This window comes from Chryseobacterium sp. Tr-659 (assembly GCF_011752975.1).
GTDB lineage: Bacteria > Bacteroidota > Bacteroidia > Flavobacteriales > Weeksellaceae > Chryseobacterium.
Map to the genome: position 1 here is coordinate 23845 of NZ_VWWP01000012.1, position 26112 is coordinate 49956.

The 26112-nt window shown below is 36.4% G+C and carries 24 protein-coding genes; 22 read left to right on the forward strand and 2 right to left on the reverse strand.

All coding sequences use genetic code 11. From position 1 onward, the window contains the following. The first annotated feature begins 30 nt into the window (after positions 1–30). Genes F3J23_RS19950 through F3J23_RS19970 form a run of 5 tightly spaced genes read left to right on the forward strand, consistent with a single transcriptional unit; the run spans position 31 to position 6664 of the window. Positions 31–3684, forward strand: coding sequence for an MMPL family transporter (locus F3J23_RS19950; RefSeq protein ID WP_167033046.1), 3654 nt, complete (start codon positions 31–33; stop codon positions 3682–3684). 43 nt (positions 3685–3727) lie between these two features. Next, complete coding sequence (locus F3J23_RS19955; protein WP_167033048.1) at positions 3728–4642, forward strand: dialkylrecorsinol condensing enzyme DarA; 915 nt, start codon at positions 3728–3730, stop codon at positions 4640–4642. A 1-nt stretch (position 4643) separates the two neighbouring features. Next, a complete protein-coding gene (locus tag F3J23_RS19960; protein WP_167033050.1) occupies positions 4644–5783 on the forward strand; it encodes a beta-ketoacyl-ACP synthase III in 1140 nt (379 codons plus the stop codon). Then, positions 5783–6214 (forward strand): hypothetical protein, encoded by a 432-nt coding sequence (locus F3J23_RS19965; RefSeq protein WP_167033052.1) that lies wholly within the window; start codon positions 5783–5785, stop codon positions 6212–6214. Before F3J23_RS19960 ends, F3J23_RS19965 begins: the two co-directional genes overlap by 1 nt. Positions 6215–6220: 6 nt before the next feature. Then, on the forward strand, positions 6221–6664 hold the full coding sequence (locus tag F3J23_RS19970; protein ID WP_167033054.1) for an ABC transporter permease: 444 nt from the start codon (positions 6221–6223) through the stop codon (positions 6662–6664). A gap of 352 nt (positions 6665–7016) precedes the next feature. On the opposite strand, the gene F3J23_RS19975 is transcribed toward F3J23_RS19970, so the two are convergent. Then, positions 7017–9929 (reverse strand): M16 family metallopeptidase, encoded by a 2913-nt coding sequence (locus F3J23_RS19975; protein WP_167033056.1) that lies wholly within the window; start codon positions 9927–9929, stop codon positions 7017–7019. A gap of 446 nt (positions 9930–10375) precedes the next feature. On the opposite strand from F3J23_RS19975, the gene F3J23_RS19980 reads away from it, so the two are divergent. From F3J23_RS19980 to F3J23_RS20060, 17 genes are all read left to right on the forward strand, one after another. Next, on the forward strand, positions 10376–10789 hold the full coding sequence (locus F3J23_RS19980; protein WP_167033058.1) for a hypothetical protein: 414 nt from the start codon (positions 10376–10378) through the stop codon (positions 10787–10789). A 56-nt stretch (positions 10790–10845) separates the two neighbouring features. After that, positions 10846–11841, forward strand: a complete 996-nt coding sequence (locus tag F3J23_RS19985) for a BtrH N-terminal domain-containing protein (RefSeq protein WP_167033060.1) — start codon at positions 10846–10848, stop codon at positions 11839–11841. Between the two features lies 1 nt (position 11842). Further along, positions 11843–12601: an ABC transporter ATP-binding protein gene (locus F3J23_RS19990; protein WP_167033062.1), complete on the forward strand. Its 759-nt coding sequence runs from the start codon at positions 11843–11845 to the stop codon at positions 12599–12601. Continuing rightward, on the forward strand, positions 12588–13856 hold the full coding sequence (locus F3J23_RS19995) for an ABC transporter permease (protein ID WP_167033064.1): 1269 nt from the start codon (positions 12588–12590) through the stop codon (positions 13854–13856). Before F3J23_RS19990 ends, F3J23_RS19995 begins: the two co-directional genes overlap by 14 nt. Continuing rightward, positions 13846–14274 (forward strand): acyl-CoA thioesterase, encoded by a 429-nt coding sequence (locus tag F3J23_RS20000; protein ID WP_167033066.1) that lies wholly within the window; start codon positions 13846–13848, stop codon positions 14272–14274. The genes F3J23_RS19995 and F3J23_RS20000 overlap by 11 nt, the downstream gene beginning before the upstream one ends. Continuing rightward, positions 14271–15419, forward strand: a complete 1149-nt coding sequence (locus tag F3J23_RS20005) for a beta-ketoacyl synthase N-terminal-like domain-containing protein (RefSeq protein WP_167033068.1) — start codon at positions 14271–14273, stop codon at positions 15417–15419. Before F3J23_RS20000 ends, F3J23_RS20005 begins: the two co-directional genes overlap by 4 nt. Before the next feature lie 10 nt (positions 15420–15429). Then, entirely contained in the window at positions 15430–15969 is a 540-nt protein-coding gene (locus tag F3J23_RS20010) for a 3-oxoacyl-ACP synthase (protein ID WP_167033179.1), read from the forward strand. 87 nt (positions 15970–16056) lie between these two features. After that, on the forward strand, positions 16057–16314 hold the full coding sequence (locus F3J23_RS20015; RefSeq protein WP_167033069.1) for a phosphopantetheine-binding protein: 258 nt from the start codon (positions 16057–16059) through the stop codon (positions 16312–16314). Positions 16315–16398: 84 nt separating this feature from the next. Continuing rightward, entirely contained in the window at positions 16399–17598 is a 1200-nt protein-coding gene (locus F3J23_RS20020) for a beta-ketoacyl-[acyl-carrier-protein] synthase family protein (protein WP_167033071.1), read from the forward strand. After that, positions 17595–18656: a beta-ketoacyl synthase N-terminal-like domain-containing protein gene (locus tag F3J23_RS20025; protein WP_167033073.1), complete on the forward strand. Its 1062-nt coding sequence runs from the start codon at positions 17595–17597 to the stop codon at positions 18654–18656. Before F3J23_RS20020 ends, F3J23_RS20025 begins: the two co-directional genes overlap by 4 nt. 134 nt (positions 18657–18790) lie before the next feature. Continuing rightward, on the forward strand, positions 18791–19546 hold the full coding sequence (locus F3J23_RS20030) for a polysaccharide deacetylase family protein (protein WP_167033075.1): 756 nt from the start codon (positions 18791–18793) through the stop codon (positions 19544–19546). Continuing rightward, complete coding sequence (locus tag F3J23_RS20035) at positions 19539–20165, forward strand: LolA family protein (protein ID WP_167033077.1); 627 nt, start codon at positions 19539–19541, stop codon at positions 20163–20165. The genes F3J23_RS20030 and F3J23_RS20035 overlap by 8 nt, the downstream gene beginning before the upstream one ends. Beyond that, positions 20131–20766 carry a hypothetical protein gene (locus tag F3J23_RS20040; RefSeq protein ID WP_167033079.1) on the forward strand — a complete coding sequence of 212 codons (636 nt, stop codon included), beginning with the start codon at positions 20131–20133 and terminating at the stop codon, positions 20764–20766. Before F3J23_RS20035 ends, F3J23_RS20040 begins: the two co-directional genes overlap by 35 nt. Before the next feature lie 8 nt (positions 20767–20774). Beyond that, positions 20775–21371, forward strand: a complete 597-nt coding sequence (locus F3J23_RS20045) for an outer membrane beta-barrel protein (RefSeq protein WP_167033081.1) — start codon at positions 20775–20777, stop codon at positions 21369–21371. Positions 21372–21375: 4 nt separating this feature from the next. Then, complete coding sequence (locus F3J23_RS20050) at positions 21376–21756, forward strand: 3-hydroxyacyl-ACP dehydratase (RefSeq protein WP_185156486.1); 381 nt, start codon at positions 21376–21378, stop codon at positions 21754–21756. Further along, the gene (locus tag F3J23_RS20055) at positions 21753–22229 is read left to right on the forward strand and encodes a hypothetical protein (protein ID WP_167033083.1); all 477 of its coding nucleotides are present in this window, start codon (positions 21753–21755) and stop codon (positions 22227–22229) included. The genes F3J23_RS20050 and F3J23_RS20055 overlap by 4 nt, the downstream gene beginning before the upstream one ends. A gap of 4 nt (positions 22230–22233) precedes the next feature. Further along, complete coding sequence (locus tag F3J23_RS20060; RefSeq protein WP_167033085.1) at positions 22234–23406, forward strand: DUF2062 domain-containing protein; 1173 nt, start codon at positions 22234–22236, stop codon at positions 23404–23406. A 62-nt stretch (positions 23407–23468) separates the two neighbouring features. On the opposite strand, the gene F3J23_RS20065 is transcribed toward F3J23_RS20060, so the two are convergent. Continuing rightward, entirely contained in the window at positions 23469–26108 is a 2640-nt protein-coding gene (locus F3J23_RS20065; protein ID WP_167033087.1) for a T9SS-dependent M36 family metallopeptidase, read from the reverse strand. Between the last annotated feature and the right edge of the window lie 4 nt (positions 26109–26112).

The window sequence follows — 26112 nt, forward strand, 5'->3', positions numbered from 1 at the left end:
ATTTAAATTTGCAGACTTGATTTAAATGCAATGCATCGCTTTTTTATATTTTTATATTATCTGATCTCCAAAAATAAGATCCTTTCTGTACTCACAGCTTTAGGAATTGCCGTTTTATGTCTCTTCTTTGCTTCCAGGATTAATTTTGAGGAGGACATCAATCAGATTATTCCTAAAAACGAGAAATCAGATCTTACAGCAAAGGTTCTTAAACAGCTTAACTTTTCGGATAAGATCATTGTAATCATTGAAAACAAATCCGGAGAAGACAGCTTTCTGCTTTCTGAAACTGCAGATACTTTCCTGAAGAAAATTGAGCCTTTACAAAAGTATATCGGCTCTGTTCAGGGGAAAGTGAATGATCATGAAATTTCAGAAACCTTTGACTTCGTCAACCAAAACCTGCCATTGTTCCTTAATGAAACAGATTACAAAGAGATTGAAAATAAGCTTCAGAAAGACAGCATTTCCAAACAGGTAGAAAGCAATTATATTTCTTTGGTTTCTCCCACAAGTCTTGTAACAAAAGAGTTTATCAAAAAAGATCCTCTGGGACTCACCTTTCTCGGAATCAAAAAATTAAATGCATTAAACATAAGCAAAGACTTTAAACTTGAAGACAGCTACATTGTAACCAAAGATGGAAAAAATCTTTTACTTTTCATTGACCCTAAGAATAAAAGCAATGATACAAAAGCCAACGAAGCATTTGTAGATCAGCTCAATCTTATAAAAGACAGCATTAACAAACAATTTAAAGGAAAAACGGAACTAAGTTATTTCGGTTCTCCGGTAATTGCTGTAGCCAATGCTCAACAGATCAAAAAAGATATTCAGAATACAGTGGTTATTTCTTTGACCGTGCTTTTGATCCTGCTGATCTATTATTTCAGAAACTTCTTTACACCCATCATTGTCTTTTTACCAACTGTTTTTTCGGTACTCCTGGCCTTACTGATCTTGTATTTTATTAAAGACAAGATCTCAGCAATTTCATTAAGTGTGGGTGCCATCCTCATCGGAATCACGATAGATTATGCCTTGCATATTCTTACCCATTATAAACACAATAACAATATTGAGGAACTTTATAAAGAAATTACACAGCCCATTGTTTTGAGCAGTGCAACAACTGCCGTTTCCTTCCTGTGTCTTGTTTTTGTACGTTCCGAAGCGTTGAAGGATCTTGGCCTCTTTGCCGCCATTACAGTCATTTTATCTTCAATTACCGCTCTCATCATTGTTCCTCAGCTTTATAAACCCAAAGCATTAGAAGAAAAGCATAACACCAACTTTATTGATAGAATCGGGTCTTATCCTTATGAGAAAAATAAGCCATTAATCATAGGATGCACTGTCATTATTATTGCCTGTCTTTTCGGGTTCAGACACGTGGGCTTCAATGAAGATATCGGGGATCTGAATTATATTCCTAAAGAGCTGAAGATCAGTGAAGCCAAACTACAAAAGCTTTCGGATATCACTTCAAAATCTATTTACACCATTTCCTATGGAAATTCAGAAGAGCAGGCGCTGACCAGGAATTCGAATTTGAATAATTTCCTCGAAAAAGAAAAAAAAGATGGCAAAATCCTAAGCTACAGCTCTATTGGCAATATCGTTCTCTCTGAAAAAGATCAGCAGAAAAAGATTGAGGAATGGAACCGCTTCTGGAATGACAATAAAAAAAATCAGATCATTTCCGAATTGATCAGCAATGGAAACAAATTCGGGTTCAACAGTTCCGCATTTGATAATTTCAATGAGGTTTTACATAAAAACTATGCTACACTAAGTCTGAAAGATTACGAAAAAGTAAAAGCACTTCAGATCTCAGAATTCATGAGCCATGAAAATGGTTTCTACACGGTTTCTAATGTGGTAAAAGTGGATGAAACCAAAAGAGATGCCTTCATCAAGGATATTGAAAAAAAGCACGATGCTCTTGCTATCGATCGCCAGCAGATGAATGAAAACTTCCTCGGGCTGCTGAAGAGGGATTTCAGTACTTTGATCAACTATTCACTTTTAGCAATCATTTTAACGATCATTGTTTTCTTCCGGAATTTTGAACTAACTGTTCTTACCATGTTCCCCATTGTTCTAACGGGTGTTGTAACAGCCGGAATTCTTTATTTTTTAGGTTTGGAATTAAATATCTTCAGCACCGTGGTGTGTACACTGGTATTCGGTGTAGGAGATGATTTCAGTATTTTCCTTACACAGGCCATGCAAAAAGAACACACAACAGGAAAGAATGAATTGCCAACCTACAGAATTTCAATTATTCTTGCGGTCTTCACAACAATCCTTTCTATTGGCTCCCTTATTTTTGCCAAACATCCTGCTTTACATTCGCTGGCTTTGGTTGCTTTAATAGGGATGTTCTCAGTGATTATTATTACATCTACATTATATCCTTTCTGGTTCAGATTACTTATCACCAACCGTGCAAAGAAAGGGCTGTCTCCCATTACATTCAGAATGTTCTTCCAGTCCGTTTTTTCGTTTCTTTATTATGGATTGGGCGGATTGATATTCTCAGCTTTCGGAAGTTTTTTTGTTAAAAACTCTAAAGGCAGAACTTTAGACATCATAAAACTAATTCTGGCGAAATTTTTAACATCCGTATTGTATTCGAATCCTTTTGTAAAGAAAAGAGTTATTAAAAATACGGCTGAAGATTTCAGCAAACCTGCAGTAATTATTGCCAATCATACTTCTTTCCTGGACACCCTGGCTATTGCCATGGCCACTCATAAAATCATTTATCTTGTTAATGACTGGGTGTATCAGTCTCCTGTTTTCGGAAAACTGGTAAGAGCACTGGGATTTTATCCTGTTTCCCAAGGGATAGAAAATGGAATGGATAAACTAAAAGAAAAGATTGAGCAAGGGTATTCTCTTGTTGTATTTCCAGAAGCGGAACGTTCTTACACCAATGATGTAAAGAGATTCCATAAAGGGGCATTTTATCTTGCCGAACAATTCGGATTAGATATTCTTCCTCTTTATATCCACGGAAATTCTGAAGTACTGCCTAAAGGAGATTTCATCATCTATGATGGAAGTATTACAGTGAAGGTAGGTAACAGAATCATCAAGGATGACATGAGCTTTGGTAAAAATTACTCTGAGAGAACGAAAAAGATCAATGCTTATTTCAGAGAAGAGTTCGCTAAACTAAGAGAAGAGGTTGAGGATGAAAATTATTTTAAAAAGAAATTATTCTTAAGTTTCTTATACAAAGATGCTGAAGTAATAAAGGCTGTGAAAGATGATTTCAACACCAACAAATCAGTATATTTTGAGCTCAACAAATATATCTCCTCCGACGCAAGTATTCTTCATATTGCTGATGACTTCGGACAAAAAGATGTTTTATTAACATTATATCAGGCGAGCAGAAGAGTCTTTTCACTGATCAGAAATGATGAAAAAAGAGAAACCGCCGCCCATAGTTACCTGATAAAAAGAAGAAAGATACATTATATAAAAGACCTTTCGGAAATCAATAAAACAATTGATGTGCTTTTGATCTCGGATGACGGTTTTAAAACGAATGATCTTCCGGTTCATCCTGACACCATCATTTTTATAAATACCAAAGACACTTCGTTTGTAAGTGAAAATTATACATTAGAATTGAGTACTGAATTCATAAAAGTATTTAAAGCCCAATAATAAATATGAAAAACATATTTTTGTAAACGCTAAATAAAAACTAATGAGAAAGAATATACTTGTCATATATTATTCACAAACCGGCCAATTGGAAGATATTGTGAGAAATATAGCCAGACCTTTTGAGGCTCGAAAGGAAGAATATGATATCACCTATTATAATATTCAACTGAAGGAAGACTTCCCTTTTCCATGGCCAAGTGATGTTTTTTTCAACACTTTCCCGGAATCTTATCTACAAATTCCAAAAGAAATAGTACCTCCGTCAGAAGAGATACTTCATAAAAAATATGACCTGATCCTGTTTGGATATCAGGTGTGGTACCTTACTCCATCCATCCCGATTATTTCCTTCCTGAAAAGTGATTATGCAGGAAAGATTCTCAAGGATACACCTGTGGTTACCATTTCCGGAACCAGAAATATGTGGATGCTTTCACAGGAAAAACTCAAACTCTATTTAAGAGACTTAAAAGCCAAACTTGTAGGAAACATTGCCCTGGTAGACCGCCATGATAATTACACCAGTGTACTGACCATTCTTCGCTGGCTGACAACGGGGCAGAAAGAAAAGTCCGGGATGCTTCCTGCAGCAGGTGTTTCCGATGAAGAAATTTCCGGTTCGGTAAAGTATGGCCAGATTATTGAAAAACATTTTAAGAACAATGATCTTAATGCTTTACAACCTGATCTTGTTAAAAACGGGGCCATTGAAATCCGTCCGTTTCTGGTACGGGTAGAGAAGGTGGGTAATAAAATTTTTACGGTATGGTCTAACCTGATAATCAAGAAAAAAGAGAAACGTCCATTGCTGATAAAATTCTTTAAGGTATATTTGATGGCTGCGATATGGATTATCTCACCTGTCGTGTTGGTATTACACCTGCTTACTACCCCAATATTTTGGTTTAAAAGACAAAAACAAAAAAGATATTTACAAGGAATTAATTTAAAATAGAATGTACGACGTATTTATAACAAAAGCATCAAAATACTTACCCAATGAGCCGGTAGCGAATGATGAAATGGAGACTTATCTTGGGCTTATCAATGATGCGCCATCTAAAGCAAAATCACTTATCCTAAGAAATAATAAAATTACGACAAGGTACTATGCTTTAGACAAAGAAGGAAACCCTACGCACTCCAATGCGCAGCTTACTGCAAAAGCAATAGAAGGACTTTTTGACGAAAATTTCAAAAAGGAAGATATGAAATTATTATCTGTAGGAACTACTTCACCGGACCAGATCCAGCCTTCTCACGCTTCTATGGTTCACGGTGAACTGAACATCGGAAAATCTATTGAGATTAATACTGCAACAGGTCTTTGCAACTCGGGTATGAATGCTCTTAACTACGGATTTCTTTCTGTAAAAGCAGGTGTACAGGATAGCGCAGTATGCGCAGGTTCCGAAAGAATGTCTGCCTGGATGACTGCAGATAAATTCAACCATGAAGCCGAAAACCTGATATTACTGGAAGAGAGACCTATCATTGCTTTCAAAAGAGAATTCCTTAGATGGATGCTTTCTGATGGAGCCGGAGCTTTCTTATTGGAAAATAAACCAAGAGAAACAGGAGTTTCTTTAAAAATAGAATTCATAGATTTTTATTCTTACGCTCACGAGATTGAAGCATGTATGTATGCAGGATGCGACAAACAGGAAGACGGAAGCTTAAAATCATGGGCAGATTACCCTTCGGATGAATGGTTGAAGCAATCTATTTTCGCGATTAAGCAGGATACGAAAATCCTTGATAAATATATTCTTGTAAAAGGAGCTGAAAGTTTAAGGGCTTCTTTTGACAAACATAATCTGGATCCGGATAAAATTGATCATGTTTTAGCACATATCTCTTCCGGCTATTTCAAAGATGGACTGAAAGATGAGTTTGCTAAAAAGGGAATGGATTTCCCGGCTGAGAAATGGTTCTATAACCTTTCTGACATCGGAAACATCGGTGCTGGCTCTATCTTTGTTGCTTTAGAGGAATTAATGAATTCCGGGACATTGAAAAAAGGAGAAAAAGTACTTCTTTGTGTTCCTGAAAGTGGAAGATTTGCTTATTCTTGCTCACTGTTAACGGTTTGCTAATGGAAAACAGATTACCCACCTCTGATAAAGATTTTGTAGAAAGCCTTATTCCGCAGCGTTTTCCTTTTGTAATGGTACATGAGCTTACGGAATATTCTGAAAATCATCTTACATCGGGATTTGAGATAAAAGAAGGCAATCTCTTCATTCAGGACGGTTTTTTTCAGGCTTCAGGGCTAATAGAACATCAGGCACAAAGTGTTGCACTTCATACCGGATATAAATATTATCTGTTGGGAAAAGATGCTCCTACAGGGTATATTGGAGCCATCAAGTCGTTTGAGGCTGAAATACTGCCTAAAACAGGAGATCACCTGAGTTCTGAGGTAACCATCCTTAATGAGATAATGGGAGTAACGTTAGTAGATATCGTAACCAGACTGAACGGTGAAGTGATTGCAAAATCACAAATGAAAACCGCTGTAAAATAACTGAAAATGGAAATAAAGGAAGATAATATCATTAACATACACAACTTTTTACCTCATCGTGAACCGATGTTGATGGCAGACTATATTCTGGAACTGACCAAGGAAAAAGTGGTGACTTCCTTTGAAATTAAAGAAGATAATATATTTGTCCACAACCATGAGTTTGTTGAAGCAGGTTTAATTGAAAATCTGGCGCAAACCTGTTCATCTATCCTTGGGCAAAGCTTTTTTGAGAATCCTGAAACAGACACAAAGGTGATCGGATTTATCACCAACATCAAGAAAATTGAAGTTTTTGCCCTTCCAAAGGTAAATGATAAGATTATCTCCAAGGCATCGCTTATTTCTCAGTTTGAAAATATCTGTCATATCTTCTGTGAAACTTTTAATAATGATGAATTACTGATCAGAGCAGAGATTAATCTGTTCATTCAGGAAGTAACATCATAAAGAAAAGCCCAAATTAAAATAAAGAAAGCTGTACATTTTTTGTACAGCTTTTTCATTTGTTGAATAAATTCATTTTGTTTTTAGAATTAAGTCTAGGCTAAAGCCCACTCCTATTGAATACTTCACAAAATTTTCGTAAAAAAACATCATTTTCATTTACATTCTGCTAACAAAAGCACCCGCAAACAATTAGTAATCAACAAAATACACCATACAAAACATCCTTAAATAAGGAATTATTTCACGTGAAACATTATCCAAATCCGTGAAACATTCATCAATAAAGAAAAAATGTTTAGCTAAAAAAAGTGGAACATTTCTGCTCCACTTTATAAGTATATCAACTAAAAGATTAGTATCCAAAAATTTCTTCAAGTGATACTTCCTGGAAATCTCCCATTTTATTGATAGATTCCATATTCAGGTTTTCTTTCTTACCGATAATTGCTGTATTATATTTTACAGGCTTCACTTCAGTATTATAGAATCCTGTAAGCTGCGGCAGTGTCAACCCCTGAATTTCTGAATAAATATCTTTTCTGATATCATAATCAACACCAAGCTTTTTCAGTGCCAACTGATTAAAGAAAATATTTGTTCTGTTGATTCTGTTGGAAGCAATCTGCTTCAATGAGGAACCTCTTGCGTTTTCAAACTGCGCAGGAATCTGTGGTAATGCAACCATCAGCTCATTCATTGCATTTACTGCTAAAGGCAGCTTATTCGCCTGTGTTCCTATATAATTGGTGATATAATTGGCATGTCCTTTTTCAGAAGCATTGGCATAAGACACATAAGCTGTATAAGCCAATGACTTACTTTCTCTGATCTCCTGGAAAACGATAGAAGATAAACCTCTTCCAAAGTATTCATTGAAAACGTTTGCTTTCCCAAAGTTGCCAAGATTTACATTGCTTCCTTTTGCCACTTTGGACATTTCCATCTGCACCATATCATAATTGGTGAAATATACCTTTCCTTCAGTAGCAGGCTCTGCATATTCTTTTGCCTGTGCAGGCTGGAGGCTTGTATTAGAGATGAAAGGTTTAACAGCTTTCTCTAAACCAGACTGATCCTGTCCGTAAAGGAAAACCTGATAAGGATATTGGTTCAGGGTTTTTACTTTTTTCATCAGCTCTGTAGCATCAATACTCTCAAGACGATCTTTGGAAATAACATCTGCCATTCTTGAGTTTTTACCATATTTAGCATAGTTTGAAAGCGCACCCATGATTCTTACCTTATCTTTCTTGGCTGCCGCTCTTGATTCAAGAATTGTTTTTACCGTCTGACTGTAAATTGTTTTATCTGCTTTTACATTCATCATCCAGTGATTCATCAATTCTACTCCTTTCTTCATGTTATTTTCAAGACCACTTAAAGTGATTACCATCTGATCACTGGAAGTTCTCAGATTATAGCTGATTCCTAATTTATAGAATTCTTCTTTCAGTTGTTCGGGAGTATATTTATCTGTTCCAAAATACTCAAAAGCTGTTCCGGCAAGAGAAAGCTCCTTATCATTATCCGTTCCGAAAGGGAAAACATAACTTACCTGGGCAATCTCATTGTATTTGTTCTTTACAAAGCTTATAGTCTTGTCCTTAACTTGTGACGTCTGGATTGCAGATTTAAAATCAATAAACTCAGGTTTGATTTCTGCAACTTTTGTATTTAAAATATCTTTAAGGAAAGGAGATTGTGCTTCTCTGTTCAGTTTAATAGGTGTAATCCCCGGATTCTCTACACGAACAAGTTTATCATTCACTCCTTTTTCCTTATAAACCACTACATAATTGTCTTTGAAGAAATTGTTCGCAAACTTGACAACATCTGCTTTTGTGATTTTTTCATATTGATTGATCTCATCCAATTCCTGCTCCCAGGTTCTCCCTTTAATATAAGAATCATAAAGTTCAGTAGCCAATCCATCAGCGGTTTCCCAGCCCTTCATGCGCTGAACCTTTTTATCATTGATGATAGCCTTCAGCATCCAGTCCGGAAACTCGCCTTTTTTCACAAGATTCAATTGATCCAGCAGTAATTTTTTAGCTTCATCAAAACTTTGTCCTTCTTTAGGTGTTACTACCAGAGCAAAAGAACCGTACATCTTAAAAGGAGATTCATAAGCTCCCGCACCAAGAGTCTTTTGTTTTTGATTGATATTAAGATCAATTAATCCTGCATCACCTCTATTGCTTAAAATCTCAGCCACAACATCTGCAAGCCTTGCTTCCTGAGTTCCGTAAGAGTCGGTTCTCCAAGCTATTGTCATTCTAGGGGTAGACGGACTTTTTACTGTTCTGGAAACAATCTGCGTCATTGGTTCCTCTGTGACCATCTTTTTCATCGGAAGTTCTTTATACTTAAACGCGCCGAAATATTGATCAACTAATTTTATAGTTTTATCAAAATCAAGATCACCAACCAACACCACTGCCATGTTATTAGGTACATAATAAGTATCAAAATACTTGTGGATTGCCTCCATTGAAGGGCTCTTCAAATGTTCTGAAGTTCCGATCGTCGTCTGCTGTCCGTTTGGATGTTTTGGGAAAAGCGCTTCCATTAAAGCATAATTCACCAGGCGGCCGTCATTATCCTGCGCTCTGTTATATTCTTCATAAACTGCCTCTAGTTCTGTGTGGAAAAGACGTAACACCAATTCTGAAAAACGTTCTTTTTCTACTCTTAACCATTTCTCCAATTCGTTGGAAGGGATATTGTTTTTATAAACTGTTTCATCCAGCCAGGTATGAGCATTTGTTCCGGTAGCTCCCAGTGAAGAAATTGCTTTATCATACTCGTTGGCGATGGCATATTTAGAAGCTTCCTGAGAAACTTCGTCAATCTTCTTATAAAGTTCTTTCTTTTTTGCCGGATCTTTTTCTGCTTTATGCTGTTCATAAAGATCAGAAATTTGTTGCAATAAAACCTTTTCCTTCGCCCAATCCTGAGTTCCTAAATGCGAAGTTCCTTTAAACACCATGTGCTCAAGATAGTGAGCCAATCCCGTATTATCACTCGGATCATTATTAGATCCTGTTCTTACAGGAATATACGTTTGAATTCTTGGTGCATCCTCATTCTTAGCAAGATAAACTTTCAGACCGTTTTTTAAAGTGTACACTCTTACACCCGATTGGTCATTTTTTACCGTTTCATAGGTATACCCTTGAGCATCTGTCTGCTTTTGGGTTTCAAATTTCTGAGCCATTGCGCTTATCATGCAGAAAAGCGAAACAGAAATAAAGAACTTTTTCATAGTTGTTATTTAATAATTGTTTTTATATTCAAATTTCAAAACATTAGTCTTATCATATAATACACTTGTTACAGCGGATCTGTTACAAATATTTTAGAATAAAGACTCATATTATATTCTAAGATTCCAATAGACAAGTTTTGTTAAACTCATTGCTTGAAAAATCCTTGTTAATATAAGTATTTGACTCATAATGCCATGCAAAAAGAACAAATAATCATTTCATTTTCTGTATTACTCATTAAAATCGTAAAAAAACAAGTTATACTTTTGATTAAAAACGATGTTCTAATCTTTGATACAGCCTCTTTCTCACGACGATACCAACCTCAGGTTTAATATGATTTACATATAATGTATTTTCACTATTTTAGCCACCTGATTAAAAGAATCAAAACAGGTGAACCCTATTTCATCTGGAATCTAAAAAAATTAACATTATTTAGATGAAAAAACAAGACCTGCCTCAAGACGAAAGTAATCTGAAATCGGCCAACATGACAGAAGTTCTGTATGTAACGGATGAAAACGATAATTACACCACTGCCAACAGCTCTGGATGGGATGCCAAGAAGGCCGCTCTGGATGAATCTATGGAGCTTATCCATGAAAGAATTGAGGAGGCCAGGCAAAATGTTGCCAATCATATTGTGAGCCCAATTGTTTATTTTATGGAACTTAATAAAATGGATCCGGGAGTACTTGCTTCTTATGTAGGAATATGGCAATGGAGGGTGAAAAGACATTTTAAACCCAGAATATTTAAAACACTAAGCGAAACTGCACTGAAAAAATATGCCGATGCATTTGGAATTTCAGTGGATGAATTAAAAAACTTCGATGGAAAACAAATGAAATAATAAGGTATATATTTTGCCTGATTTCGTTTAACCAATGAAAAAGATACAAGCTGCTAATGAAATTAAACTTTGAACACCATCAGACTGCGCATTGCGAAAACGGTGTTGCTTCTAATCTACTGCTTAATAAAGGCCTGAAACTAAGCGAGCCGATGATCTTCGGGATCGGCTCCGGATTGTTTTTTGTCTATCTTCCTTTTTTAAAGGTGAATTTTGCTCCGGGCTTCAGCTATCGTCCGATGCCGGGTGCTATTTTCAGTAAAGCAGCCAAAAGATTAGGAATTAAAATCAAAAGAGAAAAATTCTCAAATCCTAAAGATGCCCAAAAAGCTCTTGAAAGAAATTTAGAACAAAATATACCTACCGGACTTCAGGTGGGAGTTTTCAATCTTACCTACTTTCCTGAAGAATATAAATTCCATTTCAATGCCCACAACCTTGTCGTATACGGAAAGGAAAACGGGCAATTCCTTATCAGTGATCCGGTAATGGATTATACCACTTCCCTTTCTGAGGGAGAGCTTGAAAAAGTAAGATACGCAAAAGGAGCATTACCTCCGAAAGGACACATGTATTATCCGGTGTATGTTCCCGAAAATATCAACCTTGAAGAGGCTATTAAAAAAGGAATCAAGGATACCTGCAAAAATATGCTGGCACCGGTACCTCTTATCGGGGTAAAAGCAATGCGATGGGTAGCAAGAAGCATCCCGAAATGGGCAGAAAAGAAAGGAACAAAAGTAACCAATCATTACCTGGGACAACTGATCAGAATGCAGGAAGAAATTGGGACCGGCGGCGGCGGGTTCAGATTTATCTATGGAGCATTTCTGCAGGAAGCAGCTGTCATTCTTAAAAATGATGAACTAAAGGAATTATCAAAAGAGATCACTTCAATAGGGGATCTTTGGAGAGATTTTGCAGTAGATATTGCCAGGGTTTATAAAAACAGAAATTCAAAAAGCAACATCTACAATGAACTTTCAAAAACGATGCTGCACATTGCGGATCTGGAAGAAGCTTTTTATAAAAAACTGAGAAAAGCGATCTGATATGGCCGAGAATATGATTGAAATCAAAAACTTATATAAAAAATACAAAAATTCCGATGAGTTTTCTGTAAATGATATCTCTTTGAATATCAGCAAAAATGAAATCTATGGTATTCTGGGGCCTAACGGGGCCGGAAAAACAACCCTGATCTCTATGCTTTCAGGATTGATTAAACCTACTTCAGGATCATTTACAATTAACGGATTATCTCCACATACTTCAGGCTTCAAAATAAGACAGATTATTGGCATTGTTCCTCAGGAATATGCTATTTATCCTACTCTTACGGCTAAAGAAAACCTGATGTTCTTCGGAAGTTTATATGGTTTAAAACATAAACAGCTTACCAAAGCTATTGATGAGTCTCTGGAAATCATGGGCCTTTCAAAATTTGCCAACAAACAGGTGGGACAGTTTTCAGGAGGAATGAAACGCCGTTGCAACCTCATCGCCGGAACCCTGCACAATCCGAAAGTTCTATTCTTAGATGAGCCAACCGTTGGTGTTGATGTACAATCCAAAAAAGCAATTATTGACTATCTTTTGAATCTCAATAAACAGGGAACCTGTATCATTTATACTTCTCATCACCTGTCGGAAGCAGAAGAATTCTGTACTAAAATTGCTATCATTGATCACGGAAAAATTCACGCAGCAGGAACCCCTGAAGAGCTTGTTTCTCAGATTGCCAATGCGGAAAACCTTGAAGATGTTTTCATTTCATTAACCGGAAAAGAATTAAGAGATGTTGTTGTATAAACTGTGGAGAAGCTTTATTAAGGAAATTCTTCTGCTGAAAAGAGATATCGGAGGAATTGTGATCATCTTTGTGATGCCCTTACTTCTGATTGTAACTATTACCCTTATTCAGGATTCTACCTTTAAAAACCTTGAAGGATCAAAAATCCCGATCATTTTTATTGATAATGATAAATCTGAAGTTTCAAAAAATATAAAAAGTGAGCTGGAAAACAGTAAAACCTTTCAGTTACTAACCAATTTCAATGAGAAGTCGGCTCAGGATGCAGTTTTTGCCGGAGATTATCAGATGGCGATTGTCATTCCTGAAAATTTAACCAAGGATTTAAACTCCAATATCGATTCTAAAGTTCAGACCATTGTGAGTTCATTCGGTCTGGAAAATGATTCGACAAAAGTAAAAACAGCCGCTCCTAAAGCAAAGGAAATTCATTTGTATTTTGATCCTGCCACCAATGCCGGATTCAAAAACTCTGTGATGAACTCCGTCAATAAAATGGTTTTCGAGATTGAAAATAAAAAGATCTATAAAGCTTTCCAGGATCAGCTGGGAACCACAGAGAATCTTGACGAAAATAAAAACCTGATCAGCTTTAAAGAAATTACTCCGAAAAAAGGAGCAATGGATGTGATGCCGAATTCCGTTCAGCATAATGTTCCTGCATGGACTCTTTTTGCAATATTTTTCATTGTTGTTCCTTTATCAATTAATCTGGTAAAAGAAAAAAGTCAGGGTACAAGCGTAAGAGCAAGAATAAGTCCTACACCGTATTTCGTTCATATTTTAGGAAAGACATTTACTTATCTTATCATTTGCATCATTCAGTTTTTATTGATGGTGGCGGTAGGAATTTATCTTTTCCCTTATATGGATCTTCCGGCTTTTGATGTATCAGGAAAGATGTTCCAGCTGGTTATGGTAACTTTATTTGCAGGATTGGCTGCCATTGGCTTTGGGGTTCTATTGGGAACTATTGCCGATACTCAGGAACAATCCGCCCCATTCGGAGCAACTTCCGTAGTGGTTCTTGCTGCCATCGGCGGGATCTGGGTTCCGGTTTTTTTAATGCCTGAATTTATGCAGACCGTAGCCAGGTTCTCCCCTATGAACTGGGGACTGAATGCTTATTATGATATTATTTTAAGGAACAGCGGTATTGGAGGAATTGCCAAAGAACTGGCATTCTTATTTTTATTTTACCTTGCCACCGTATCCATTTCTATTTTTTACGAAAAGAAACAAAATGCAGTCTAAAGAAAATATATTATCCTGTACCGAGGAAGTAAGAGTAAGATTCAATGAGACAGATCCGCTGGGAATTGTCTGGCATGGTCATTACATTGTTTATTTTGAGGACGGAAGAGAAGCTTTTGGCCGCCAGCACGGCCTAACCTATCTTGATATTCAGAATGCAGGATATGTAACACCTATCGTAAAAAGTACCTGTGAGCATTTTCTCCCGTTAAAATATGGAGAAACTTTCAGAATTGTAACCACCTACATAAATTCTGTTTCTGCCAAGCTCATCTACAGATATGAACTCTTCAATAAAGAAGATCAATTGGTTTGCAGCGGAGAAACCATTCAGGTTTTTCTGGATAGTAACGGAAGCTTATGCTTATACAATCCGGAATTTTTTCAAGCCTGGAAAGACAAAATGGGACTATCATGAGGAAGGAAATTTACATCACAGACTACAACTGTGTAACTCCGTTAGGTTTCAATGTTGATTCCAACTGGAAGGCTCTTTTAGATGGGAAATCTGGAGTTGCTTTACACAAAATCATAGACAATCAGGAGGCATTTTACGCTTCCATGATTGATTCTGAGAAAATAAATGAAGAATTCAATAGGTTCTTCAACGGTACTCAGAATGACATCCGAAATTTAACAAGACTGGAGAAGATGCTGCTTTTAAGTCTTCAGCCTCTTGTTGAAAAATATACAATATCAGAAGAAACTGCCTTTATCCTATCTACAACAAAAGGAAACATCAGTCTGCTTAAAAACCAGTCTGAATTACCGGAGGGCGTTTATTTATCAAAATTAGCTCAGAAAATAGCTGCCTTCTTTGGATTCAAAACAAAGCCTATTGTTATTTCCAACGCTTGTGTTTCAGGAGTAATGGCTATTTCAGTGGCAAAAAATATAATTCAGGCAGGAAAGTACAAGGACGCTTTCATTATTGCGGGAGATGAGCTTTCTGAATTTGTTATTTCAGGCTTCAATTCATTTCAGGCGATAGGATCAGAACCTTGCAAACCTTATGATAAAAACCGAAACGGAATCAATATCGGTGAAGCCGCCGCTGCCGTGTACATCACTTCACAGCCTTCTGAACATGAAAAATTCAGATTTAAGGTTCTTGGAGATTCTGCAGTGAATGACGCCAACCATATTTCCGGACCATCAAGAACAGGTGACGGTTTGTATGCCAGTATCAAAAATGCAATGACAGAAGCGAATGTTTCTTCAGAACAAATTGATTTTATCTCTGCCCACGGAACGGCAACATTATATAACGATGAAATGGAAGCTATCGCATTCAACAGAATGGAATTACAGCATGTTCCCCTGAACAGTATGAAAGGATTCTATGGACATTGTCTGGGTGCATCAGGACTTCTGGAAAGTATCATCTCTATGGAAAGCGCTCTTCACAGTACTTTAATTCCATCCAGAAACTTCGAAGAAATGGGTGTTTCCCAACCTTTGAACATCATTAAAGAAAACCAGCCTGCAGCCATCAGATATATTTTGAAAACAGCTTCTGGTTTTGGCGGTTGTAACGCAGCTGTTGTATTGGAAAATTGTTAACCCGAATATGATGAAGACAACAAGTACCTGCACCATAGAACATTCAAAGATAACCGTAAACGGAAATCTTATTTTTGAAAGCCAGCACGAAGTTTTTCAGGAATTTGCTAAAGAAGCCTATAAAAGTTTAGACATAGCCTATCCTAAGTTTCATAAAATGGATAATCTGAGTAAACTGGCCTTTCTTTCTGCTGAAACCATTTTAAAAGATGAAGACCACAGCAGAACTGCCATTGTTTTTGCCAACAGAGCATCAAGCCTGGATACTGATTTTAAATATCAGGAAAGCATCAACGATCAGGATAACTTTTATCCGAGTCCGGCAGTTTTTGTTTATACTTTACCCAACATCTGTGTAGGTGAAATCAGCATCAGGCATAAGATGCAGACAGAAAATGCCTTTTTCGTTCTGGATGAATTTGATGAGGAATTTTTAAACGATTATTCTGAGCAGATTCTGCTATCCGGAAAGGCCGATAAAGTATTGTGCGGCTGGGTAGAATTGTATCAGGAAAATTACAAAGCTTTTGTATATTTGCTAACCTTGTAAAAATGTAACAATATAACAATGTAGAAATGTAACAATTTTAGCTATTGGTAAACTGGTACATTGATACATTCGTAAATTAATTAAATTATGGAAAACTTAAAAACAGAATTGAAACACAAAATTATTGAAGTCCTTAACCTTGAAGATGTATCTGTAGAAGAGATCAAAGATGGAGATCCATTATTTGGTGGCGGATTAGGACTTGATTCTATTGATGCATTGGAGCTTATCGTTCTTCTTGATAAAGATTATGGAATCAAATTAGCTGATCCTAAAAAAGGAAAGGAAATTTTCCAGTCTATCGATACGATGGCTAAATTCATTGAAGAAAACAGAACGAAATAAATTACTATAACAATCTGACAGTGTATCAATGCAGCAATTATTGGTAAGTTGTTAGATTGATACACTGTCAGATTATCGAATACAATGAGTCAAAAAATTGCCATAACAGGAATGGGCATCATTTCCTCCATAGGACATAATGTGGAGGAAAATTTTATTTCCCTGCAATCCGGACAACACGGAATTTCAGATATTCAGATGTTTGAAACCCGCCACGCCGGAACTATTAAAACCGGTGAAATAAAATTATCCAATGAAGAACTTGTACAAAAGCTTCAGCTTAATGAAGACAACAATGTGACAAGAACCTCTTTATTAGGAATGGTTGCTGCAAAAGAAGCTGTAGAAAGTGCCGGAATCTCAGATATCAACGAATACAAAACCGGGCTTATCTCTTCTACCAGTGTAGGAGGTATGGATATCACCGAAAAGTATTTCTACACCTATGAGGATTTTCCTGAAAAGCAAAAATATATTGATGCTCATGATGCCGGAAATTCCTCATTGGCTATTGCCGATTACCTGGGGTTAAAAGGTATGGTTTCCACAATCAGCACAGCCTGTTCTTCGGCTGCCAATGCTATCATGATGGGAGCCAAACTGATTAAGAACGGAGTTCTTGACCGTGTTATTGTTGGAGGAACAGACTCTCTTTCAAAATTTACGCTGAACGGATTCAATACATTAATGATCCTTACAGATTCTTATAATACTCCTTTTGATAATGACCGAAAAGGCCTGAACCTTGGTGAAGCAGCCGCTTTTCTGGTTCTTGAATCTGAAGAAGTAGTCAAAAAAGAAAATAAAAAGGTCTTAGCTTACCTATCCGGATATGGAAATGCCAATGATGCCCATCATCAGACTGCATCCTCAGAAAACGGACAGGGGGCATTTTTAGCGATGCAGCAAGCTTTGAAGATCTCCGGCTTAGCCAAAGAAAATATAGATTACATCAATGTTCACGGAACGGCAACTCCCAACAATGACTTGTCTGAAGGTATTGCAATGATCAGAATCTTTGGAGAAAATCAGGTCCCTGAATTCAGCTCTACAAAAGCATTTACAGGACATACATTGGCAGCAGCAGCAGGAATTGAAGCTGTATTTTCAATTTTAACCATGCAGCACAGTGTCATTTTCCCAAATCTGAATTTTAAAACGAAAATGGAAGAGTTTGATTTAACACCGGTTACCGAACTGAAAGAAAAGAACATCAATCATGTACTTTCCAATTCATTCGGGTTTGGAGGAAACTGTTCAACTTTAATTTTTTCAAAATCATGAGTGCAGTATACATCAACAGTGCATCCTGTATCTCAGTTCAGGACACATTAAACGAGAATATCCTTCAGAATCTTAAACCTGAAAACACTTCGCAGATCATCAAAGCAATAGAACCGAACTACAAAGAGTTCATCCCTCCGGCTATGATCAGAAGAATGTCTAAAACCGTAAAAATGAGCTCCGTAGCTTCACATTATGCATTGAAAGAAGCAAGAATTGAACAACCGGATGCTATTATTGTAGGAACCGGAATGGGCTGCTCACAGGATTCTGAAAAGTTCCTGAAAAATGTGATTGATAACCATGAAGAATTTTTAACGCCTACATTTTTTATACAATCCACTCACAATACCGTTGCAGGACAAATTGCTCTTGGATTGCAGTGTCATGCTTATAATTTTACTTATGTAAATACCTCTTCTTCACTGGAGTTTTCACTCCTGGATGCTAAACTTCAAATCAATGACGGAGAAGCCGAAAATGTTCTGGCAGGTTCTACGGATGAACAGACCGACAGAACAATGGAGCTATATCGCTTAAACAATACCATAAAAAAAGATACAGATCTTCCCGTTAATTATTTACAGTCCGATACTAATGGAGTGATCTGGGGTGAAGGTGCGAGCTTTTTTGTGATAGGAAAAGATAAAACGGAAAATTCTTACGCAAAGCTTAAGAATATTCATATCAGTAACAAGGTAGAACTGAACGAGGTACAGGATTTTATCCAAAATTTCTTAGCTCAAAATAACCTTTCAACGAACGATATTGATGCTGTTATTTTAGGATTCAGCGGAGATGCGGAGTCTGATGTTTACTATACAAAAGCGATTGATCTGTTCCCAGATTCATCACAGCTGTATTATAAACATTTGAGTGGAGAATTCAATACAGCTAGTGGTTTTTCCATGTTTATAGCCTGTCATATCCTTAAAGAGCAGCAGATTCCGGAAGTTATGATGATTAACACACAGAAAAAAGACAGTGTGAAGAATATACTTCTTTATAATCATCTGGCGGGTAGTGATCACAGTCTGGTATTATTGGAAAAAGCTTAGTCAGCGAAAAAGTAAAAGGGCGGAAAAGCAAATTTGCCTGGTAGTCTGGCATTCTGAAAGGAATAGTATAGTATACAAAAATATTATGCCCAGAAGATTCTAAACGAACTGTTCAATATAAAAAGTAATCAGCAATGAAACATTATCTATTCATCCTGTTCTATCTCTTTTGTAACGTTTTTATTTATGCGTTTCATGGGAGCTTCTGGGTTTATCTGTTTTGTTTTTTTGCATTTTCTGCGGTAGTGGTATGGGGTTCTTTCGATATTGAACTGGACTATTTCGTCAACAGTATTACTCACAAGCGCACCAGAATTAAAGAAGTTGCACTGACCTTTGATGACGGCCCTACTGAATTCACTCCCAAATTTTTAGATGTACTCAAAGAACATCAGGTGAAAGCAACCTTTTTCTGTATCGGGAAACAGATAGAAAAATATCCGGAAACATTCCAGAGGATTATTGCGGAAGGTCATACCATCGGGAATCATACGTTATCTCATTCTAACTCAACGGGTTTTTTATCCGCTTCAAAAATGATTCACGAGATTGAAAAATGTGATGAGATTATTCAAAATACCGGAAATATAAAGACCTCTCTTTACAGACCTCCTTTTGGGGTTACCAATCCGAATATTGCGAAAGCTATCAAAAAAACAAATAAAAAAAGTATAGGCTGGAATGTCCGCTCTTTAGATACAATCATTGATGATGAAAAAAAGATCTACGGAAGAGTGACAAAAGGCCTTAAAAAAGGGAGTATCATCCTCCTTCATGATACATCAGAAAAGACTTATCGGGTACTGATAGATTTATTAGTATTTTTGAAGGAGAAAAAATATTCAACTTTTACAGTTGATTCTGTTATAAATTCAAATAAAAATGATTAAAAATATAGTTTTAGGAACATTTTTACTGGTTTCTGGTTTCTTTTTTGCCCAGAATACAGCAATGTCAGGTACAGAAGCAAAAGCATTTGTATCAAAGGTTTCTTCTGATACCAAAGAGATCAAGACATTGCAGAGTGATTTTACCCAAACCAAGAAAATGGACTTTTTGGATAAAAGCATTGTAACTTACGGAAAAATGTCTTTGCAGACCCCCAATATGCTAAGCTGGAAATATACCAAACCTTACCAGTACAGTATTGTTTTTAAAAGTAATAAAATTTACATCAACGATCAAGGGAAGAAATCTTCGGTAGATGCTAAAAGCAAAACGTTCGAAAAAATCAATAAACTGATCGTAGGAAGTTCAAATGGTACAATGTTCAATGATCCTGAATTCACTGTAACCTATTTCAAAAACGGAAATTACAACGTGGCCAGATTTGTCCCAAAGACTGCCCAGCTGTTGAAATACATCAAGCAGATCGAACTTTCCTTTCCAAAGAACCAGTCTACGGTTTCTCAGGTTAATATGACGGAAGCTTCCGGAGATACTACCAATATTGTTTTCAAAAATACCAAGATCAATGCTTCGATTCCTGCGTCAGAGTTTAGTTTATAGTCTGGTTATATTACTGACAGCTTCTTGCAAAACCTATAAGCTGGCTGATGTAAAGCCGATTTCAACCGCTGAAAAAACGGTTGAAAATCTATATTTTTCTTCTCATGATGATTATGTGTATAAATGCCAGATGGATATTTATAAGAACCATGTAAGCGGTATTCTGATCATCAAAAAACTGAATGAAACGACACACCGCGTTGCTTTAACTTCTGATTTCGGAAACAAACTGATCGATTTTGAAGTTTCAGACCATGATTTTAAGTTGAATTATGTTCTTCCTGATCTGGATAAAAAGATCGTTATTAATTTTTTGAAGAATGATTTTCAACAGCTTTTGAAAAGACAATATCCGGTGAGTGAAAGCTTTGAAAACGAAAATGCCAGAATCTATCTTTCGAAAATTGAAAATAAAAGCTATTATTTGTTCTTCAACAAAGAAACCGGATTACTGAAACAGATTATTTATACAAAAAACAATAAGGAAAAAATCGATTTTACTTTTGATGCAAAAAAGCATATCTTCGCGGATAGTTTAAATCTACAGCACAAAGATTTTAAAATCAACATAAAACTATTTCAAATAACCGAAACGGAATAATCTCCGACATGAAAAAAATACATTTCTTATTTTTTGCACTTTTTACTTCTTTTTCTTTTGCTCAGGTAACTTTCAATCCGGGAATCAGAGTGGGCGCCAATATTTCACATCTATCAGAAGGCCAGAATAATTATTGGTATACTGACCAGCAAAGTTATTATCAGTATGGAACAGACCGATATGATATAAAATCAAAAGTTGATTTTTATGTAGGGTTTCAGGCGAATATACGATTTGCCAGATTTTACGCCCTTCAACCTGAACTTTATTATACCCGCCAGGGAGCCAGGTTTGAAAAGCAAAATACAAATGCAGAATCTAAAACGGTAAGTCTTTCATATGTAGGAGCAGCAGTGGTAAATAAATTTTATTTTGATAAATTTAATATTCATTTCGGACCTACCCTGGAGGTACTTACTGATAATAAAAATATTCCTTCTCCTGCGAGTGTGGATCTGGGAATATTATTAGGTGCCGGATATGATATAACAAAGAATATTGGAGTAGAGGCCCGAATTAAAAAGGGTTTTGTAAAGATATTTAATGACCACACCAATGTAACATTCCAGGCTGGAGTTTATTATACATTTAATCTTAAAAAATAAGATCATGCAAACCATTCTTACAGACTTTTATACTTTAACATCATACGAAAAAGCAGAAGACGGAAAATTTACTGCTTATATCAACTTAAATAAAGATCATGATATCTTCAAAGGGCATTTCCCAGGAAACCCTGTAACTCCGGGAGTTTGTATGATGCAGATTATAAAGGAGCTGACAGAAGAGTTTACAGGTTCAAAATTATTTTTAAAAACAGCCTCCAATGTAAAATTCATGGCCATCATTAATCCCTTTGAATCTCCGGATTTAAAGCTTCAACTGGATATTGATGAAAATGGTGAAGATGTTAAAGTAAAAAACATCACTTCTTTTGGCGAGACTATTGCATTAAAATTGTCTGTAAGCTATAAAAAATTACTATCATGAAACTTATTTTATCCTTTTTAGCAGCATTTTTCTTTTTCTTTCAGTCTGATATTGAATCATTGAGAAACAGCTACGCAAAGGCCAATGAATCTAATGCCAATACAGAAAACTTCATTGAAACTGCAGAAAAACAATCCGGTTCTGATGCCGTAACACTGGGGTATAAAGCTGCAGCTAAGATCATGGAAGCAAAAATTGCCAAAAGCAACAGAAAATCATTGGTAAAAACCGGAGCCACAAGTCTTGAAGGTATTATCAAAAGTAATCCGAATAATGCGGAACTTCGTCTGATCAGATTAAGCGTTCAGGAAAATATTCCAAAAATAGTAGGATACAGAGGCAGCTTAAAGGATGACAAAGCATTCCTTTTAAACAATTACAGCAAACAGAATGCAGCTTTAAAAAACTACATCAAAAGGTTTGCTATGCAGTCTAAAACCATTACAGAGGCAGAAAGAGCCACTTTAAAATAAAATAATGTCCCTTGCTGAAGTACAAAATGCAATTTCTGAAAAGAAGATCTGCGTTTTAATACCTACTTACAATAATGAAAAAACCCTGAAAAGGGTTATTAACGGTGTGCTCAATTACACCGAAAGTATTATTGTGGTTAATGATGGCTCCACCGATTCTACTCCGCAAATTCTCACTCAATATCCTCAAATTACCATAATCTCTTTACCGGAAAACAAAGGAAAAGGGAACGGATTAAAAATAGGTTTCAGAAAAGCAAAAGAGCTGGGATTTCAATATGCAATAACCATTGATTCTGACGGGCAGCATTATCCGGATGACATTCCGGTGTTTGTAAACGCTCTTCTTCAGGAAAAAGAAGACCTCCTTTTAATTGGAAACAGAAATATGTCTCAGGATGGGATTCCTAAGAAAAGCAGCTTCGGAAACAGGTTTTCCAACTTCTGGTTCTGGTTTGAGACCGGAATTAAGCTGGAAGACACCCAATCCGGATACAGGCTTTACCCTTTGCATAAAATTCCAAAGAAATACTTTACTCCAAAGTTTGAATTTGAAATAGAAATCATTGTAAGAACAGCCTGGAGACATGTTCCAGTAAAGAATGTTCCGATAAAGGTGCTCTATGATCCGGCTGAACGGGTTTCCCATTTCAGACCTTTCAAAGATTTTACAAGGATCAGTATTCTGAATACTATTCTTGTAACCATAACTTTACTCTATATTATTCCGAGAAACTTCGTGAATAATTTCAAAAAAAAAAGCTTTAAAAGATTCATCCAGGAAGATGTATTAGAAAGTGACGGAACGAACCGTACAAAAGCATTTTCTATTGCATTGGGAGTATTTATCGGGTTTTCTCCTTTCTGGGGATTTCAGACGCTTCTGGTGATCAGCTTATCAGTTCTTTTTAAGCTGAATAAAGTACTTGCATTTGTAGCATCCAATGTAAGTCTTCCTCCTTTTATTCCCTTTATTATTGCTGCTTCTCTGTTTTTGGGAGCTCCATTTGTTCATGGTGACAGTGATATTCTGAATCAGGATCTGAATTTTGATCTGATCAAAAACAATCTTTTACAGTATATAATTGGAAGCTTTATTCTAAGTACAACATTATCTGCGATTGCAGGAACAGCTACCTTCTTTTTTCTGAACAAACTGAACCCCGAGAATAATTAAAAATAAAAAGCCCGGAATATATCATTCCGGGGCTCTTTACAATCAGTTATTATCTATTATTTCTATTTTGAAACGATGATTTTCTGAGAGTAATCAATTGAATTACTACTCACTTTTACAATATAAGTTCCATTGATCAGTTTCTCTGCACTGATCGTATTTTGCTTATTAAGATTAATGTTTTCCTGAGAGATCAGTTTTCCTGTGAAGTCATAAATAGAAACAGTTGTAATTCCTGATAGATTTGTATCAGACGGTGTTTTTATCGTGAATTCATTTCTTACAGGGTTCGGATAAATGGATATTCCTTTAGAATTTTGAATTTCTTTTACTGCCAGTACCTCACATTCTGCCGGAATGGTAAAATCTTCCACCTGGTCATTTAGATCCGGAGCAGGCTGATCAAAGCCTAACCACCTTCCAATAAGCCCGCCTGGTGCTGCATTAACTCCCAATCCTCTTTTTGCAAATGTTTTCCAGATCATGCACTTATCAGCACCGTTTGTTGTAGCCATTTCAGCAGCTAATATTGCATTTCTTCCCTGTATAAAGCTTGGGCTACAAGGTTGTAACTTAAGGGCATCCATAACCAACTGAAGCACTCTTGCACTTCCGCTATTTGTGTCAGCCAATACATTACTGTTATAGCCATATTTATCTACATAGTTCCAATGTAAATCCCAAAGCATTGTTGCCCAAACAAATCCTATACTATGGACATTTGCTCTGGTAATTTGAGTCCCCGACGACTCTGTATCATTAATTTTCATTCCATTGGTTTTCCCATATGTATAGTTATTTATCATAAAATCCGGTGAATATTTCTTTGGTCTTATCCCATCTCCATCAGTAGACTCCCCATCAGCAAAGGTTCCCATTCCTCTTGGAACAGAAGCGTTATCACCAGGTCTGTTGGTCAGCATCAAGGCAAAGAAATCAGACCATCCTTCTCCCATCTGTTCATTATCTGTTGTATAATTTAAACAACCAACACTTGTACCGGTAAGACGGGTAGATATACCATGTCCATATTCATGAGTAACAATCCCGTTATCAAGACTTCCATCTTTATAAATATAATTGTTTTTATCATATTTTAAGGTTCCATTCACCGGAGTAGAAGCCAATTGATTAACAATGGCAACCCCTTCAGAGTTTATTATTTCTACTGAAGGTATCGTAATGGTAGCATCTGTTCCACCCATCTGACCAGTAAGCGGTGTAGATGTTGGGGCATCATAAATGATAGCTCCTACAGCTCCTTTTAGCTGCGCATTTTTAACCTTGAGAGCAAAACCACAACCATTTGCTCCTCCTCGTTGTATCAAAGCTATTTTTCCGGTCAGATCTTCAGTAATAGCAGTACACCCATCAATAGGAGTGGTCACTGCAATATTGGCAGTAACACCATTTACTGTCAGTGCCGGTCCAAATTGGGCTGTTTTAGAAGTTGGAATTCGTGACGTAAATACTGCAGGCGAATTATAAAAAAGATTCTGCATGTTTTTAGGTTCAAATAAATACATCTGCATTCTTGGTGCAAAACCATCGCTTGGTGTATTAAAATTTGCATTGTTGTAGGATTTCCCATCTCTGGCTTCTGCTAAGACAGCATCATTACCAGAGCCACCTTTTCCAAAGTTATTGATTTGGAAGTTTTTGGCAGATTCTGTAAATCCGAACTTATAAAACACATCATGAATCTTATTATTCAAATAAAATAAATTGGTCACTGCTGCAGATGTGTAATTTTGTGGAGGCAATGTTATATCTAATGGATAATCGAAATTTCTTCCTGCACCTCCGTCCGGAGAAAACTGAGGGATATTGGTATTATTTTCATCTGTATAGGCATATACATTATTTCCTCTTGTGTTGGTATAATGATTCGTCCCATCTGAATGCCAGCCTTCAGATGAAGCAGTAAGATCCCATGGATTGGTAAGTAAGGTTCTGCTCCCGAATGTAGGAGCTTCCACAGGAAGTGCAAATACATTGTAAGAAGCATTATCCGGGGCTAAAATAAAATTTGTTTCTTGCTTTATATTCTCCTGAAAACGAGGGAACATAGCCGCCATAGTACCATCCGAAGAATGATTATAAGCTTCAGAGTGGAAGTTACAAGATAAGGTAATATTTTCTTGATATAAAATAAAGCCATCATCTGTACTTATAATGGTATTCAACACATTACCAGTTTCTTTTTCTTCAACATAAAACTGGTAACCTAAGATTAGTTCTCCGTCTTTTGCAAAATAAACAGTATTCACCTTTATCGGCTCTTCTTTCCCGTCAATATTCTTTATTGAAGATAAACCATTCAGTTTTGCAATGGTTCCTGCCACCAGCGCATCCTTTGATGCAGTCTGTTTTCCTTTGATGCTGGAAGGATAAGTTTTGATAAAAGTATCTGCAAAGCTCAGCACTTTATCTTCTCTGATCAGAACATTTGCAGAACTTCCAAACACCGGAATACCGTTAATTGTCTGCTGTATCCCTACAATGTCTCCTTTCAGGCTCTTTGAATGATCGATATTGATGATTTTAAATGTTTTCAGTTCCGGATTTACTCTCTGGAATGATCCCTGACCTGAATTAACATAGTCTTTGATTGTTTGTTCAAAATTTTGAGCAGATACTGCACCCGCACCAAAAAGAGAGCAAAACAATAACAGTCTAATACTTAGTCGAATTTTTTTCATATAA